The organism is Enterobacter cloacae complex sp. XAL002 (assembly GCF_049236805.1).
Lineage (GTDB): Bacteria > Pseudomonadota > Gammaproteobacteria > Enterobacterales > Enterobacteriaceae > Enterobacter > Enterobacter intestinihominis.
In genome coordinates, this window is the sequence record NZ_JBMKJN010000004.1 from 245,031 (window position 1) to 261,316 (window position 16,286).

The window sequence follows — 16,286 nt, forward strand, 5'->3', positions numbered from 1 at the left end:
TAAAAAACACGTCACCCTTTATCGTTTGGATTGAGGGCTGCTGTCAACCGTTGTTGCACTTCAAGTTGCAGGTCATTATTAAGGGCACGCCGGTCGGCCGTCGCGATTATAAATAAATCTTCTACTCGTTCGCCAATGGTTGTAATTCGGGCGCCGTGAAGCGAAATTCCCAGATCGGCAAATACCTGGCCGACGCGGGCGAGCAGCCCTGGCTGGTCGAGCGCAATCAGCTCAAGGAACGATTTACGGTCGGTATGGGTCGGCAGGAAATTGACCTCGGTATCGACGGTAAAGTGGCGCAGTTTTGCTGGCTGACGTCGCGGCTGCGGAGGTTGCCAGCTGCGCTGCGTAATCGCCTGCTCGAGGCCAAAGCGTATCCCCTCATGCCTGTCCGACGACAGCGGGCTGCCATCCGGCTCCAGTACAATAAAGGTGTCCATCGCCATGCCGTCGCGGGTGGTAAAAATCTGCGCGTCGTGAACGCTCAGGTTACGCCTGTCCAGTTCGGCGCAGACCGCCGCAAACAAATAAGGCCGGTCCGGGCTCCAGATAAAGATCTCCGTTCCGCCACGCGTGGCCTGCGGGCTGAGCAGAATCATTGGTTTCGTCAGGTCGTGCTTCAGCAGATGCCGGGCGTGCCAGGCAAGCTGGTTTGGGCTGTGGCGCACAAAGTAGTTGGCGCGACAGCGCGCCCAAATCTGATGTAGTGCCTCTTCGTTAATGTTATCCATGCGCAACAGGGCAAGCGCCTGCAACTGGTGGTGGCGCACGCGCTCGCGCATATCCGGGGTGTTCTGCATCCCGCGACGCAGCTGTTTTTCGGTGGCGAAGTACAGTTCGCGCAGCAGGCTCTGCTTCCAGCTGTTCCACAGGGTTTCGTTGGTAGCGCAGATATCGGCTACCGTCAGGCAGACCAGGTAGCGCAGGCGGTTCTCCGTTTGCACTTCCTCGGCGAACTGCTTGATCACTTCCGGATCCTGAATATCACGACGCTGAGCGGTAACCGACATCAGCAGATGATGGCGAACCAGCCAGGCAATAAGCTGCGTCTCACGTGAGTTCAGGCCGTGCAGCTCGGCAAATTTCAGCACGTCCTGGGCACCGAGTACGGAGTGGTCGCCGCCGCGACCTTTGGCGATATCATGGAACAGGGCGGCGATCAGGATCAGTTCCGGGTGAGAGAGGCGCGGCCACAAATCAACGCACAGCGGATGGCGGGATCGCGTCTCTTCTCTGGCAAAACTTTCCAGCTTCAGCATGACGCGGATCGTGTGCTCATCCACCGTATAAGCGTGAAACAGGTCGAACTGCATCTGCCCGACAATATGCGACCACTGTGGCATATAGGCCCACAATACACTGTGTCGGTGCATCGGCAGCAGACCGCGGCTGACGGCGCCCGGATGACGAAGCATGCTCAGGAATAGCGAGCGCGCCTCCGGGATGTAACACAGCGGCTGCTTCAGATGACGCCGCGCATGGCGTAAATGGCGAAGGGTGGTGGAGTAGATCCCGGTGATCGTGCTGTTGCGCACCATGGTATAGAACATTCGCAGGATCGCTTCCGGTTCGCGGATGAACAGCGTTTCGTCGCGAAGATCGATCAGCGTGCCGCGCAGCTGAAATTCGTCATCAATCGGACGCGGTTTTTCGTCTGCCGTCAGCGCGAGGATCGCCTCATCGAACAGCTGTAACAGCATCTGGTTCAGCTCAGAGACGCGGCGAGTGACGCGGAAGAAATCCTTCATCATTTGCTCGACCGGCTCGTTGCCCTCGCCCTGGTAATTCAGGCGCTGCGCCACGCTAAGCTGCCGGTCAAACAGCAGGCGGTTATCGTAGCGGGTGACCTCCAGGTGCAGCGCAAAACGGATGCGCCAGAGCAGATGCAGGCACTCGTTGAGTTCGTTACGTTCGGCTTCGGTCAGAAAACCAAAACCGACCATTTCGTCCAGCGAGGTGGCCCCAAAATGGCGACGGGCGACCCATTGCAGCGTGTGGATATCGCGCAGGCCACCGGGGCTGCTTTTAATATCCGGTTCGAGATTATAGCTGGTGCCGTGATAGCGCTGGTGGCGCTGGTTTTGTTCTTCGACTTTCGCGGCGAAGAATTTTTCTGAAGGCCAGAAGCCGTCGCTAAAGATGTGCTTTTGCAGTTCGAGGAACAGCGCCACGTCGCCAATCAGCAGGCGGGTTTCAATTAAATTGGTGGCGACGGTCAGGTCAGATAACCCTTCCAGCAGACACTCTTCCAGCGTGCGCACGCTGTGACCCACTTCCAGCTTCACGTCCCAGAGCAGGGTCAACAGCTCACCGATTTTCTGCGCCCGATCGTCCGGCAGTTTTTTACGGCTTAAGATTAGCAGGTCGATATCAGAGAGCGGATGCAGTTCACCCCGGCCATATCCGCCGACAGCAACCAGCGCGACGTCGCTCACCTGCCCGAAACCGTAGTCGATCCACAGACGTTGCAGGAGCTGGTCGATAAATTCGGTGCGCGCTTCAATGAGCTGTTCGGCTGAGACGCCTGCATCAAATGCGCTACCCAGCCAGCGATGGAAAACCGCCATATGGGATTTGATATGTGCGCAGGTCAGCTCATGCGGTGGCCAGACGCCCGGGTTATCAGGCTGGTCGGGGAGGGTGGGAAGTGCTGTGTTAGCATACTGTTCGGGTAAGAGATTACTCATCGTGCGCCACCCATAAGAAAAAGCTATCGCCATTAAAAAAGCCGGCATTCGCCGGCTTCTTATCACTCAATGTTCGTCAGTATCGCCGGGATGGTGTCATCCTTGCGCAACGTCATAATTTCGCAGCCGTTGTCTGTAACCACAATAGTATGCTCGTACTGGGCAGACAAGCTTCTGTCTTTGGTTTTTACCGTCCAGCCATCTTTCATGGTACGGATGCGGTAATCGCCCGCGTTGACCATTGGCTCAATAGTGAAGGTCATGCCTTTTTGCAGCACTACGCCACCGTCGTCTGCATCATAGTGCAGAACTTGCGGTTCTTCATGGAACACACGACCAATACCGTGACCGCAATATTCACGCACCACGGAGAAACCTTCCGCTTCCACAAACTTCTGGATTGCGGCGCCGATGGTGCGCAGGCGGATGCCTGGCTTCACCATTTTCAGCGCCAGGTAGAGGCTGTCCTGGGTGACTTTACACAGGCGCTCGCCCAGAATCGTTGGCTTGCCAACGATGAACATCTTAGAGGTGTCACCGTGGTAGTCGTCTTTAATGACGGTCACGTCGATGTTGACGATATCGCCATCTTTCAGCAGCTTCTCGTCATCCGGAATGCCGTGGCAAACCACTTCATTAATAGAGATGCAGACGGATTTTGGAAAACCGTGATAGCCAAGGCAGGCGGAGACCGCGTGCTGCTCGTTGACGATATAGTCGTTACAGATGCGATCCAGTTCGCCAGTGCTGACGCCCGGTTTCACAAACGGTTCGATCATTTCCAGCACGTCAGCGGCCAGACGACCGGCGACGCGCATCTTTTCAATTTCTTCAGGTGTCTTAATAGAGATAGCCATGTAATCTGTCCATCGGTGTCGATTTTTTCGACAATACTAGTGTAAGTGTTGTCAATGGTATCAGTCAGGCGCACCCCGTGCCAAATTGAGAATCATTAACAGCACACTCCGCCAACAATTATTGGTTTCTGGCCGTGTTTTGTGATATAAAGCGCGCCGGACTTCCGATCCATCTCAGATACACAGGCTGGACGGGAGCGACAAATCTCACTTTGTGTAACAACACACACGTATCGGCACATATTCCGGGGTGCCCTTCGGGGTCGGTAATATGGGATACGTGGAGGCATAACCCCAACTTTCAATATAGAGGTTTTAAACATGGCAACTGTTTCCATGCGCGACATGCTCAAGGCTGGTGTTCACTTCGGTCACCAGACCCGTTACTGGAACCCGAAAATGAAGCCTTTCATCTTCGGCGCACGTAACAAAGTTCACATCATCAACCTTGAGAAGACTGTACCAATGTTCAACGAAGCCCTGGCTGAGCTGAGCAAGATCTCTTCCCGTAAAGGTAAGATTCTGTTCGTTGGTACTAAGCGCGCTGCAAGCGAAGCTGTGAAAGATGCTGCTAACAGCTGCGACCAGTTCTTCGTGAACCATCGCTGGTTGGGCGGCATGCTGACCAACTGGAAAACTGTTCGTCAGTCCATCAAGCGCCTGAAAGATCTGGAAACCCAGTCTCAGGACGGTACTTTCGATAAGCTGACTAAAAAAGAAGCGCTGATGCGCACTCGTGAACTGGACAAGCTGGAAAACAGCCTGGGCGGTATCAAAGATATGGGCGGCCTGCCAGACGCGCTGTTCGTAATCGATGCAGACCACGAGCACATCGCAATCAAAGAAGCTAACAACCTGGGTATCCCGGTATTCGCTATCGTTGATACCAACTCCGATCCGGACGGTGTTGACTTCGTTATCCCGGGTAACGACGACGCAATCCGTGCTGTTAGCCTGTACCTGAGCGCTGTAGCTGCTACCGTTCGTGAAGGCCGTTCCCAGGATCTGGCTTCTCAGGCGGAAGAAAGCTTCGTAGAAGCTGAATAATAAGGTTTTACCCCTTATTAGTACCGTGTATGAATAGGGGCCCATTATCGGCCCCTTTTTTCAATTTATACTGTTTGGCTCCCGGCCGGGCAGTTCACATCTCCCGAGGATTTAAGAATGGCTGAAATTACCGCATCCCTGGTAAAAGAGCTGCGTGAGCGTACTGGCGCAGGCATGATGGATTGCAAAAAAGCGCTGACCGAAGCGAACGGCGACATCGAGCTGGCAATCGAAAACATGCGTAAATCCGGTGCGATCAAAGCAGCTAAGAAAGCAGGCAACGTTGCTGCTGACGGCGTGATCATCACCAAAATCGACGGCAACTACGGCATCATTCTGGAAGTTAACTGCCAGACTGACTTCGTTGCTAAAGATGCTGGTTTCCAGGCATTTGCTAACAAAGTTCTGGACGCAGCGGTTGCAGGCAAAATCACTGACGTTGAAGTGCTGAAAGCACAGTTCGAAGAAGAGCGTGTTGCGCTGGTTGCTAAAATCGGTGAGAACATCAACATCCGTCGCGTTTCTTCCCTGGAAGGCGATGTTCTGGGCTCTTACCAGCACGGCGCGCGTATCGGTGTTCTGGTTGCGGCTAAAGGCGCTGACGAAGAGCTGGTTAAACAGCTGGCTATGCACATCGCTGCAAGCAAACCAGAATTCGTTAAGCCAGAAGACGTGTCTGCTGAAGTGGTAGAGAAAGAGTACCAGGTTCAGCTGGACATCGCGATGCAGTCTGGTAAGCCAAAAGAAATCGCAGAGAAAATGGTTGAAGGCCGCATGAAGAAATTCACCGGCGAAGTTTCTCTGACTGGCCAGCCTTTCGTAATGGATCCAAGCAAGTCTGTTGCTCAGCTGCTGAAAGAGCACAACGCTGACGTGACTGGCTTCATCCGCTTCGAAGTGGGCGAAGGCATCGAGAAAGTTGAGACTGACTTCGCAGCAGAAGTTGCTGCCATGTCCAAGCAGTCTTAATGATTGAAAAGGAGCCGCCTGAGGGCGGCTTCTTTTTGTCACCCGTCTCACGAAATCAGACAGGCTCCAGTATCGCTGTGCTGATTTGCGACATATCATGTCGCCAGAATTAACCGCATCTTAATCGTTGACAGTCTCAGGAAAGAAACATGGCTACCAATGCAAAACCCGTGTACAAACGCATTCTGCTTAAGCTGAGTGGCGAAGCGCTGCAAGGATCGGAAGGCTTCGGTATTGACGCAAGCATCCTTGATCGCATGGCACAGGAAATCAAAGAACTGGTCGAACTGGGTATTCAGGTTGGCGTGGTCATTGGCGGTGGCAACCTTTTCCGTGGTGCTGGTCTGGCGAAAGCGGGGATGAACCGCGTAGTGGGCGACCACATGGGGATGCTGGCAACCGTGATGAATGGCCTGGCGATGCGTGATGCGCTTCATCGCGCCTATGTGAACGCTCGCCTGATGTCCGCTATTCCTTTGAATGGCGTATGCGATAACTACAGCTGGGCAGAGGCTATCAGCCTGCTGCGCAACAACCGCGTGGTGATCCTCTCCGCCGGTACGGGTAACCCGTTCTTTACCACCGATTCCGCAGCCTGCCTGCGCGGTATCGAAATCGAAGCCGATGTGGTGCTGAAAGCGACCAAAGTAGATGGCGTGTTTACTGCCGACCCGGCAAAAGATCCTTCCGCGACCATGTACGATCAGCTGAGCTACAGCGAAGTGCTGGATAAAGAGCTGAAAGTGATGGATCTTGCCGCCTTCACGCTGGCTCGCGACCATAAACTGCCGATCCGTGTTTTCAACATGAACAAACCTGGCGCGCTGCGTCGCGTCGTGATGGGCGAAAAAGAAGGCACTTTGATCACGGAATAATTTCCGTCGGCGATAAATACAGGTAAGATTCCGCTTTACTTTGTAGTGGTATCTTACCTGGACGCGCCTTTGGCGCTGTCATGAATTAAACGCGACTATACTTAGCACACCTGTAGCGCTGTGCTGGCGGATAGTCTGCCTGAGACAAGTTTTCAAGGATTCGTATCGTGATTAACGACATCAGAAAAGATGCTGAAGTACGCATGGACAAATGCGTAGAAGCGTTCAAAAACCAAATCAGCAAAATCCGTACTGGCCGTGCTTCCCCAAGCCTGCTGGATGGCATCATCGTAGAATACTACGGTACGCCTACGCCACTGCGTCAGCTGGCGAGCGTGACGGTAGAAGATACCCGTACCCTGAAAATCAACGTGTTCGATCGCTCAATGAGCCCGGCCGTTGAAAAAGCGATCATGGCATCTGACCTGGGTCTGAACCCAAGCTCAGCGGGCGCGGATATTCGCGTTCCACTGCCTCCGCTGACGGAAGAGCGTCGTAAAGACCTGATCAAAGTCGTACGTGGTGAAGCAGAGCAGGGTCGCGTTTCCGTGCGTAACGTGCGTCGCGATGCGAACGATAAAGTGAAAGCCCTGCTGAAAGAAAAAGAGATCAGCGAAGATGACGATCGTCGTTCTCAGGACGACATTCAGAAAATGACCGACGCGGCGATCAAGAAAATTGATGCGGCGCTGGCAGAAAAAGAAGCGGAACTGATGCAGTTCTGATTTTCGCTATACACTGATAAACGCCGTTCAGAAGGACATTGAGTCTTGCTGGCGGCGTTTTGCTTTTATCTGGTCTAACTTTTGGGCATCTCATGAAGCATCTCACTCTCCTCGGCTCGACCGGCTCTATCGGTTGCAGCACTCTCGACGTCGTACGTCATAATCCCGACAGCTACACCGTGACCGCACTTGTGGCCGGAAAGAACGTGCAGCGAATGGTCGAACAGTGCATGGAGTTTACCCCTCGTTTTGCGGTGATGGATGATGAAGAGAGCGCCCGCCAGGTGAAAGCGCTGTTGCAGGAGAAGGGCTGTCGTACCGAAGTGCTCAGCGGGCAACAGGCGGCTTGCGATATGGCCTCGCTTGATGAAGTTGATCAGGTAATGGCGGCAATCGTCGGGGCGGCGGGTCTTCTGCCGACGCTTGCCGCTATTGATGCGGGAAAAGATGTTCTGCTTGCAAATAAAGAGTCGCTGGTCACCTGCGGACGCCTTTTTATGGAGGCGGTAAAACAGCGTGGGGCGCGTCTTTTGCCGGTCGATAGCGAGCACAACGCGATTTTTCAGAGTTTACCCCAACCTTTTCAACAAAACCTGGGGTACGCTGACCTGGAGCAGAATGGCGTTGTGTCGATTCTGCTTACCGGGTCTGGTGGCCCGTTCCGTGAAACGCCACTGTCTGAATTGAGCGCAATGACGCCGGATCAGGCGTGTCGTCATCCGAATTGGTCAATGGGGCGTAAGATCTCCGTCGATTCGGCCACCATGATGAATAAAGGTCTGGAATACATTGAAGCTCGCTGGCTGTTCAATGCGTCGGCGAAACAGATGGAAGTGCTGATCCACCCGCAGTCGGTGATTCACTCTATGGTGCGCTATCAGGACGGCAGCGTGCTGGCCCAGTTGGGCGAGCCGGATATGCGTACGCCTATTGCTCATACGATGGCGTGGCCAAACCGCGTAAAATCGGGCGTTAAGCCTCTCGATTTTTGCAAGCTGAGTTCACTGACGTTTAGCGAGCCTGATTACGACCGTTATCCCTGCCTGAAACTGGCGATGACGGCCTTCGATCAGGGGCAGGCGGCGACAACGGCGCTTAATGCAGCCAATGAAGTGACCGTTGAAGCATTCCTGAATCAGCAGATCCGCTTTACTGACATCGCCGCGTTGAATTTATCCGTGCTGGAGATGATGGATTTGCGTGAGCCGCAGAGCGTCGAAGAGGTGCTGGCCGTGGATGAACAGGCACGCATTGTTGCGCGTAAACAGGTGACACGTCTCGCAGGCTGGTGATAAAGCAAGCACTAGTCGTCGTGCTATTTGTTAGCGTTGGGCTTCAGTGATATAGTCTGCGCCACCTGATCGCAGGTATTTGGCTTTAAGTGGTCAGGTAAGCCGTGGTTTGACACGGCTTTTTTATGTATAGGCTTCAGTATTCCTGTGTACCGTTAAATCCTTTCAGGGACTAAAAACGCGTTATGTTGTCTGCGAATCAACCAATAAGCGAAAACTTGCCAGCACATGGCTGTCGCCATGTTGCAATCATCATGGATGGCAATGGCCGCTGGGCGAAAAGACAAGGGAAGATACGAGCCTTTGGGCATAAAGCCGGGGCGAAATCTGTTCGCCGCGCCGTTTCTTTTGCCGCCAATAACGGCATTGATGCGTTAACGCTCTATGCTTTTAGCAGTGAAAACTGGAATCGACCTGCGCAAGAAGTGACTGCGTTGATGGAACTGTTCGTGTGGGCGCTCGATAGTGAAGTAAAAAGCCTGCACCGCCACAACGTCCGCTTGCGTATTATTGGCGAAACCAGTCGTTTTAACTCACGTTTGCAGGAACGGATTCGCAAAGCTGAAGCGCTGACGGAAAATAATACCGGCCTGACGCTCAATATCGCGGCGAATTACGGCGGACGCTGGGATATTATCCAGGGGGTTCGGCATTTGGCTGAGCAGGTTCAGGAAGGGCTGTTAAGACCCGACCAGATTGATGAAGAGGCGCTGAGTCAGCAAATCTGCATGAATGAACTGGCTCCCGTGGATTTGGTTATAAGGACAGGGGGGGAGCATCGCATAAGTAACTTTTTGCTGTGGCAAATTGCCTACGCTGAACTTTACTTTACGGATGTTCTTTGGCCAGATTTTGATGAACAAGACTTTGAAGGTGCGCTGCATGCCTTTGCCAATCGAGAGCGTCGTTTCGGCGGCACCGAGCCTGGTGGCGATAACGCCTGATGGGGGTAGCTTTTGCTGAAGTATCGCCTGATTTCCGCTTTTGTATTAATACCCGTCGTTATCGCAGCGCTGTTTTTACTGCCTCCGGTGGGATTCGCTATTGTTACGCTGGTGGTGTGTATGCTCGCCGCGTGGGAATGGGGGCAGCTTAGCGGCTTTACCTCGCGCACTCAGCGGGTATGGCTGGCGGTACTCTGTGGTTTTTTACTGGCCCTGATGCTGTATACCTTGCCTGAATATCATCACGATGTTCACCAGCCGCTGGTTGCCGGATCCTTATGGATATCGCTGGCCTGGTGGATTGCTGCGCTTGTTTTAGTGCTTTTCTACCCGGGCTCTGCGGCGATCTGGCGTAACTCTAAAGTGTTGCGCCTTATTTTTGGTCTGCTCACGATTGTTCCGTTCTTCTGGGGTATGGTTGCGCTGCGCGCCTGGCACTATGACGAAAACCACTACAGCGGCGCAATATGGCTGCTTTATGTGATGATTCTCGTCTGGGGGGCTGACTCCGGAGCCTATATGTTTGGTAAACTGTTTGGCAAACATAAACTGGCGCCAAAGGTTTCTCCGGGCAAAACCTGGCAAGGCTTCATCGGCGGCCTGTTTACGGCAGCGATTATCTCCTGGGGCTATGGCGTCTGGGCGAATCTTGAGGTTGCCCCCTCCACGCTGCTGGTATGTTCGATTTTCGCGGCGCTGGCATCGGTACTGGGTGATTTAACCGAGAGCATGTTTAAGCGTGAAGCAGGGATTAAGGACAGTGGTCACCTGATTCCAGGACATGGCGGAATACTGGATCGCATTGACAGCCTTACCGCGGCTGTTCCCGTATTTGCTTGCCTGCTTTTACTGGTGTTTGGGACGATATAACGGAAGGTTTTATGCTGAGCATTCTCTGGAATCTGGCGGCGTTCATTGTTGCATTGGGTGTACTGATTACCGTGCATGAATTTGGCCATTTCTGGGTTGCCCGGCGCTGTGGTGTGCGGGTAGAGCGATTCTCGATTGGCTTTGGCAAATCGCTCTGGAAGCGCACCGATAAGCATGGCACCGAGTTTGTCATTGCTCTGATCCCCCTGGGCGGCTATGTCAAAATGCTCGACGAACGCGTTGAGCCTGTCGCCCCGGAACTTCGACATAGCGCGTTCAACAATAAAACTGTTGGCCAACGTGCTGCCATCATCGCTGCCGGACCGGTAGCCAATTTCATCTTCGCTATCTTCGCCTACTGGCTGGTGTTTATTATCGGCGTGCCTGGCGTACGCCCGGTTGTGGGTGAAATCACCACGGGCTCCATTGCGGCAACGGCGCAAATTACACCGGGAATGGAACTTAAAGCGATTGATGGTATCGAAACCCCTGATTGGGATGCCGTGAGGTTACAACTGGTTGCGAAAATCGGTGATGAGCAGACAACCGTCAGCGTATCGCCTTTTGGTTCCGACCAGCGGCAGGAAAAAATGCTGGATTTACGCCACTGGCGCTTTGAGCCAGACAAAGAGGATCCAGTCGCTACATTGGGGATTCGCCCGCGCAGCGCGCAGATCGAGCCGGTGTTAGCCGAAGTACAGTCTAATTCGGCAGCGAGTAAAGCAGGTTTACAAGCGGGTGACAGGATCGTTAAAGTCGATGGTCAGCCATTAACACAATGGATGACCTTTGTTACTCTGGTGCGCGATAATCCAGGCAAGCCGCTCGCGCTGGAAGTGGAAAGGCAGGGGAGTTCGCTCTCACTGACCCTCACCCCGGATACTAAATCGGGCGGCGGTAAGGCGGAAGGGTTTGCCGGCGTTGTGCCGAAAGTGATCCCACTGCCAGATGAGTACAAGACAATACGCCAGTATGGGCCGTTTAGCGCCATCGTTGAAGCCACGGATAAAACATGGCAGCTGATGAAGCTTACGGTCAACATGTTGGGGAAATTGATAACCGGTGATGTGAAACTGAACAACCTCAGTGGGCCAATTTCGATTGCTCAGGGGGCTGGGATGTCAGCGGAGTTCGGGGTGATTTACTATCTCATGTTCCTTGCGCTGATTAGCGTGAACCTGGGGATAATCAACCTGTTCCCGCTTCCCGTATTAGATGGGGGCCATCTGCTGTTTTTAGCGATTGAAAAGCTAAAAGGCGGACCGGTATCCGAGCGAGTTCAAGACTTTAGTTATCGCATTGGCTCGATTTTGCTGGTGCTGTTAATGGGGCTTGCACTTTTCAATGATTTCTCTCGGTTGTAAGAGAGTTAGTTAGGAAGAACGCATAATAACGATGGCGATGAAAAAGTTGCTCATAGCGTCGCTGCTGTTTAGCAGCGCGACCGTATACGGTGCTGACGGGTTCGTAGTGAAAGATATTCATTTCGAAGGCCTTCAGCGTGTCGCCGTTGGTGCGGCCCTCCTCAGTATGCCTGTGCGCCCCGGCGATACGGTTAATGATGAAGATATCAGTAACACCATCCGTGCTCTGTTTGCCACTGGCAACTTTGAGGACGTCCGCGTCCTGCGCGATGGTGATACGCTGGTGGTTCAGGTAAAAGAACGTCCAACGATTGCCAGCATCACTTTCTCCGGCAACAAGTCGGTGAAAGATGACATGCTCAAGCAGAACCTTGAGGCATCGGGTGTTCGTGTGGGGGAATCTCTGGACCGCACAACCCTTGCAGACATTGAAAAAGGTCTGGAAGATTTCTATTACAGCGTCGGTAAATACAGCGCGAGCGTTAAAGCGGTTGTTACACCGCTGCCACGTAACCGTGTTGACCTGAAACTGGTCTTCCAGGAAGGTGTTTCTGCGAAGATCCAGCAGATCAACATCGTGGGTAACCACGCGTTCAGCACCGACGAATTGATCTCCAACTTCCAGCTGCGTGACGAAGTGCCGTGGTGGAACGTGGTAGGCGATCGTAAATACCAGAAACAGAAACTGGCGGGTGACCTTGAAACCCTGCGCAGCTACTATCTGGATCGCGGTTACGCCCGTTTCAACATCGATTCAACTCAGGTGAGTCTGACTCCGGACAAGAAAGGTATCTACATTACCGTTAACATCACAGAAGGCGATAAATACACGCTTTCAGGTGTTGAAGTCAGCGGCAACCTGGCAGGACATTCTGCTGAAATTGAATCTCTGACCAAAATTCAGCCGGGCGATCTGTATAGCGGATCTAAAGTCACCAAAATGGAAGACAGCATTAAGAAGCTGCTCGGCCGTTATGGTTATGCGTATCCGCGTGTGCAAACGCAGCCGGAAATTAACGATGCGGATAAGACTGTTAAGCTTCACGTTAACGTTGATGCGGGCAACCGTTTCTACGTGCGTAAAATCCGCTTCGAAGGTAACGATACCTCTAAAGACTCCGTTCTGCGCCGTGAAATGCGCCAGATGGAAGGGGCATGGCTGGGAAGCGATCTGGTCGACCAGGGTAAAGAGCGTCTGAACCGTCTGGGCTACTTCGAAACGGTCGATACCGATACTCAGCGTGTACCAGGTCGTCCAGATCAGGTGGATGTTGTTTATAAAGTTAAAGAACGTAATACCGGTAGTTTCAACTTCGGTATTGGTTACGGTACTGAAAGTGGCGTGAGCTTCCAGGTCGGCGTTCAGCAGGATAACTGGCTGGGTACGGGTTACTCTGTCGGTATCAACGGGACGAAAAACGACTACCAGACCTACTCTGAGTTCTCCGTTACCAACCCATACTTCACCGTGGACGGTGTAAGCCTGGGTGGTCGTATCTTCTATAACGACTTTAAAGCGGACGACGCGGACCTCTCCTCGTATACCAACAAGAGTTACGGTCTGGATGGTACGCTCGGCTTCCCGGTTAACGAATACAACACCCTGCGTGCAGGTTTAGGGTACGTGCATAACGACCTGTCTAACATGCAACCGCAGGTGGCGATGTGGCGTTACCTGGACTCCATCGGTCAGTCTGCAAGTACGTCCAGCGATGACAACGGTTTCGCCGCGGATGACTTCACCTTCAACTACGGTTGGACCTACAACCGTCTTGACCGTGGCTACTTCCCGACGGAAGGTTCACGCGTTAACCTGAACGGTAAGGTGACGATCCCGGGCTCGGATAACGAGTTCTACAAGGTCACTCTGGATACGGCGTCCTACTTCCCAATTGATGACGACCACAAGTGGGTCGTACTGGGTCGTACCCGCTGGGGCTATGGTGACGGTATCGGAAGCAAAGAGCTGCCGTTCTATGAGAACTTCTACGCCGGTGGTTCAAGCACCGTTCGTGGCTTCCAGTCCAATAACATTGGTCCGAAAGCGGTTTACTACGGCGGTAATGACGAAGATAACTGCGCAAGCCGCGATTCAAAACAAGTCTGTAGCTCTGATGATGCGGTAGGCGGTAACGCCATGGCCGTGGCGAGCCTCGAGTTCATCACGCCGACGCCGTTTATCAGTGATAAGTACGCGAACTCTGTCCGTACCTCCTTCTTTATGGATGCAGGTACGGTGTGGGATACCAACTGGGAGAATACCGCCCAGATGCGTGCAGCGGGCGTTCCGGACTACAGCGATCCGGGCAACATTCGCATGTCCGCAGGTATCGCATTACAATGGATGTCACCGCTGGGGCCGTTGGTCTTCTCCTACGCCCAGCCGTTCAAGAAATACGATGGAGACAAAGCGGAGCAGTTCCAGTTTAACATTGGTAAAACCTGGTAATAATCCGCTGCAATGGAATGCGTTGGCAGTGTAGCGCTGACAACCGGCGATCGGTAAAACGGTCGCCTTGCCACGCAAAGAACGGCACCCCTCGGGTGCCAATGGGATGGTAAGGAGTTAATTGTGAAAAAGTGGTTATTAGCTGCAGGTCTCGGTTTAGCGATGGCAACTTCTGCTCAGGCAGCGGACAAAATTGCAATCGTCAACATGGGTAATTTGTTCCAGCAGGTTGCACAGAAAACGGGCGTTTCTGCAACGCTGGAAAACGAATTCAAAGGCCGTGCGAGCGAACTGCAACGTATGGAAGGTGATCTTCAGTCCAAGATGCAGCGTTTACAGCGTGATGGTTCTACCATGAAAGCGAGCGAGCGCAGCAAACTGGAAAAAGACGTCATGTCTCAGCGCCAGACCTTCTCTCAGAAAGCGCAGGCTTTCGAGCAGGATCGTCAGCGTCGTTCTAACGAAGAGCGTGGCAAGCTGGTGACGCGTATTCAGTCTGCCGTTAAAGCAGTAGCAGCCGATCAGAGTATCGATCTGGTTGTTGATGCGAACGCCGTTGCATTCAACAGCAGCGATGTTAAAGACATCACCGCTGATGTTCTGAAACAGGTTAAATAAGTAATGCCTTCAATTCGACTGGCTGATTTAGCTCAGCAGTTGGATGCAGAATTACACGGTGATGGCGATATCGTCATCACCGCTGTTGCGTCCATGCAATCTGCTAAAGCAGGCACTATTACCTTCATGGTAAGCCCTAAGTACCGTGAACACCTGGCTCAGTGCCAGGCGTCTGCCGTTGTTCTGACGCAGGACGATCTTCCGTTTGCCACTAACGCTGCACTGGTAGTGAAAAATCCCTACCTGACCTATGCACGCATGGCCCAAATTCTTGATACCACGCCGCAGCCGGCGCAGAACATTGCAGCCAGCGCTGCGATTGATCCAACGGCTCAGCTGGGTAACAACGTGGCAGTCGGCGCAAACGCCGTTATCGAATCCGGCGTTGTGCTGGGTGATAACGTGGTGATTGGGCCAGGCTGCTTTGTTGGAAAAAATACGAAAATTGGCGCAGGGACTCGGCTGTGGGCCAATGTTTCTGTCTACCATGAGGTTGAGATTGGCGAGAATTGCCTCGTACAGTCCAGCACGGTGATTGGTTCTGACGGATTCGGTTACGCCAACGATCGGGGTAACTGGGTTAAGATCCCGCAGCTGGGTCGCGTGATTATCGGCGATCGCGTTGAGATCGGCGCTTGCACAACCATTGACCGTGGTGCACTTGACGACACCATTATTGGTAACGGTGTTATCATAGACAACCAGTGCCAGATTGCACATAACGTTGTGATTGGCGACAATACCGCAGTTGCGGGTGGTGTTATCATGGCAGGAAGCCTGAAAATAGGCCGTTACTGCATGATAGGCGGTGCCAGCGTGATCAATGGCCATATGGAAATATGCGACAAAGTCACGGTGACGGGGATGGGTATGGTGATGCGTCCCATCACTGAGCCCGGCGTTTATTCCTCCGGTATCCCGCTGCAACCGAACAAGGTATGGCGTAAAACAGCTGCACTGGTGATGAATATTGATGATATGAGCAAGCGACTCAAAGCGATTGAGCGCAAAATCGATCAACAAGACTAAGCGTTCATCCATTTAACGCTAAATTTCCCGGCCTGTCGGCTTTGTTTATAAACCGGCAGGCCGTGTTATTATTGCTACTTAGTACATTTGACAGGAAGAGTATTTTGACTACTGACACTCATACTCTGCATATTGAAGAGATTTTAGAACTTCTGCCGCACCGCTACCCGTTTTTACTGGTAGACCGTGTGCTGGATTTTGAAGAAGGTCGTTTTCTGCGCGCAGTGAAAAATGTCTCCGTTAACGAGCCATTCTTCCAGGGGCACTTCCCTGGTAAACCTATCTTCCCGGGTGTGTTGATCCTGGAAGCGATGGCACAGGCTACCGGTATTCTGGCGTTTAAAAGCGTAGGTAAACTGGAGCCGGGTGAACTCTATTACTTCGCGGGTATCGATGAAGCGCGCTTCAAGCGTCCGGTCGTGCCTGGTGATCAAATGATCATGGAAGTCACTTTTGAAAAAACGCGTCGCGGCCTGACTCGCTTCAAAGGCGTAGCTATGGTTGACGGCAAAGTTGTTTGCGAAGCGACAATGATGTGTGCGCGTAGCCGGGAGGCCTGA

Annotated in this window: 14 protein-coding genes; 12 read left to right on the forward strand and 2 right to left on the reverse strand. The window is 53.0% G+C overall.

The window, feature by feature from the left end:
• Nucleotides 1-11: 11 nt before the first annotated feature.
• Both glnD and map read right to left on the reverse strand, forming a co-directional pair.
• On the reverse strand, nucleotides 12-2,687 hold the full coding sequence (glnD, locus tag ACOT0L_RS05705) for a bifunctional uridylyltransferase/uridylyl-removing protein GlnD (protein WP_032676702.1): 2,676 nt from the start codon (nucleotides 2,685-2,687) through the stop codon (nucleotides 12-14).
• A 62-nt stretch (nucleotides 2,688-2,749) separates the two neighbouring features.
• Nucleotides 2,750-3,544, reverse strand: a complete 795-nt coding sequence (gene map / locus ACOT0L_RS05710; protein ID WP_022647104.1) for a type I methionyl aminopeptidase — start codon at nucleotides 3,542-3,544, stop codon at nucleotides 2,750-2,752.
• 321 nt (nucleotides 3,545-3,865) lie between these two features.
• On the opposite strand from map, the gene rpsB reads away from it, so the two are divergent.
• From rpsB to fabZ, 12 genes are all read left to right on the forward strand, one after another.
• On the forward strand, nucleotides 3,866-4,591 hold the full coding sequence (rpsB, locus tag ACOT0L_RS05715) for a 30S ribosomal protein S2 (protein WP_022647105.1): 726 nt from the start codon (nucleotides 3,866-3,868) through the stop codon (nucleotides 4,589-4,591).
• A gap of 117 nt (nucleotides 4,592-4,708) precedes the next feature.
• On the forward strand, nucleotides 4,709-5,560 hold the full coding sequence (gene tsf, locus ACOT0L_RS05720) for a translation elongation factor Ts (RefSeq protein WP_015572722.1): 852 nt from the start codon (nucleotides 4,709-4,711) through the stop codon (nucleotides 5,558-5,560).
• A gap of 149 nt (nucleotides 5,561-5,709) precedes the next feature.
• Complete coding sequence (gene pyrH, locus ACOT0L_RS05725; RefSeq protein WP_008501910.1) at nucleotides 5,710-6,435, forward strand: UMP kinase; 726 nt, start codon at nucleotides 5,710-5,712, stop codon at nucleotides 6,433-6,435.
• Nucleotides 6,436-6,602: 167 nt separating this feature from the next.
• A complete protein-coding gene (gene frr / locus ACOT0L_RS05730; protein WP_003856180.1) occupies nucleotides 6,603-7,160 on the forward strand; it encodes a ribosome recycling factor in 558 nt (185 codons plus the stop codon).
• 92 nt (nucleotides 7,161-7,252) lie between these two features.
• On the forward strand, nucleotides 7,253-8,452 hold the full coding sequence (gene ispC / locus ACOT0L_RS05735; protein ID WP_126502804.1) for a 1-deoxy-D-xylulose-5-phosphate reductoisomerase: 1,200 nt from the start codon (nucleotides 7,253-7,255) through the stop codon (nucleotides 8,450-8,452).
• 185 nt (nucleotides 8,453-8,637) lie between these two features.
• Nucleotides 8,638-9,396: a (2E,6E)-farnesyl-diphosphate-specific ditrans,polycis-undecaprenyl-diphosphate synthase gene (gene ispU / locus ACOT0L_RS05740; protein WP_003856176.1), complete on the forward strand. Its 759-nt coding sequence runs from the start codon at nucleotides 8,638-8,640 to the stop codon at nucleotides 9,394-9,396.
• A 12-nt stretch (nucleotides 9,397-9,408) separates the two neighbouring features.
• Nucleotides 9,409-10,266, forward strand: a complete 858-nt coding sequence (cdsA, locus tag ACOT0L_RS05745; protein ID WP_003856175.1) for a phosphatidate cytidylyltransferase — start codon at nucleotides 9,409-9,411, stop codon at nucleotides 10,264-10,266.
• 11 nt (nucleotides 10,267-10,277) lie between these two features.
• Nucleotides 10,278-11,630, forward strand: coding sequence for a sigma E protease regulator RseP (gene rseP / locus ACOT0L_RS05750; protein WP_023299369.1), 1,353 nt, complete (start codon nucleotides 10,278-10,280; stop codon nucleotides 11,628-11,630).
• A 31-nt stretch (nucleotides 11,631-11,661) separates the two neighbouring features.
• Complete coding sequence (gene bamA / locus ACOT0L_RS05755; RefSeq protein WP_022647109.1) at nucleotides 11,662-14,079, forward strand: outer membrane protein assembly factor BamA; 2,418 nt, start codon at nucleotides 11,662-11,664, stop codon at nucleotides 14,077-14,079.
• A 123-nt stretch (nucleotides 14,080-14,202) separates the two neighbouring features.
• Nucleotides 14,203-14,697, forward strand: coding sequence for a molecular chaperone Skp (gene skp, locus ACOT0L_RS05760; protein WP_006810039.1), 495 nt, complete (start codon nucleotides 14,203-14,205; stop codon nucleotides 14,695-14,697).
• A gap of 3 nt (nucleotides 14,698-14,700) precedes the next feature.
• The gene (lpxD, locus tag ACOT0L_RS05765; RefSeq protein WP_022647110.1) at nucleotides 14,701-15,726 is read left to right on the forward strand and encodes a UDP-3-O-(3-hydroxymyristoyl)glucosamine N-acyltransferase; all 1,026 of its coding nucleotides are present in this window, start codon (nucleotides 14,701-14,703) and stop codon (nucleotides 15,724-15,726) included.
• A gap of 104 nt (nucleotides 15,727-15,830) precedes the next feature.
• Nucleotides 15,831-16,286 (forward strand): 3-hydroxyacyl-ACP dehydratase FabZ, encoded by a 456-nt coding sequence (gene fabZ / locus ACOT0L_RS05770; protein WP_003856165.1) that lies wholly within the window; start codon nucleotides 15,831-15,833, stop codon nucleotides 16,284-16,286.

Excerpts from the sequence above, each read along its gene's own strand:
- glnD (WP_032676702.1), bottom strand. The coding sequence starts at position 2,687 with ATGAGTAATCTCTTACCCGAACAGTATGCTAACACAGCACTTCCCACC.
- map (WP_022647104.1), bottom strand. The coding sequence starts at position 3,544 with ATGGCTATCTCTATTAAGACACCTGAAGAAATTGAAAAGATGCGCGTC.
- rpsB (WP_022647105.1), top strand. The coding sequence starts at position 3,866 with ATGGCAACTGTTTCCATGCGCGACATGCTCAAGGCTGGTGTTCACTTC.
- tsf (WP_015572722.1), top strand. The coding sequence starts at position 4,709 with ATGGCTGAAATTACCGCATCCCTGGTAAAAGAGCTGCGTGAGCGTACT.
- pyrH (WP_008501910.1), top strand. The coding sequence starts at position 5,710 with ATGGCTACCAATGCAAAACCCGTGTACAAACGCATTCTGCTTAAGCTG.
- ispC (WP_126502804.1), top strand. The coding sequence starts at position 7,253 with ATGAAGCATCTCACTCTCCTCGGCTCGACCGGCTCTATCGGTTGCAGC.
- ispU (WP_003856176.1), top strand. The coding sequence starts at position 8,638 with ATGTTGTCTGCGAATCAACCAATAAGCGAAAACTTGCCAGCACATGGC.
- rseP (WP_023299369.1), top strand. The coding sequence starts at position 10,278 with ATGCTGAGCATTCTCTGGAATCTGGCGGCGTTCATTGTTGCATTGGGT.
- bamA (WP_022647109.1), top strand. The coding sequence starts at position 11,662 with ATGGCGATGAAAAAGTTGCTCATAGCGTCGCTGCTGTTTAGCAGCGCG.
- lpxD (WP_022647110.1), top strand. The coding sequence starts at position 14,701 with ATGCCTTCAATTCGACTGGCTGATTTAGCTCAGCAGTTGGATGCAGAA.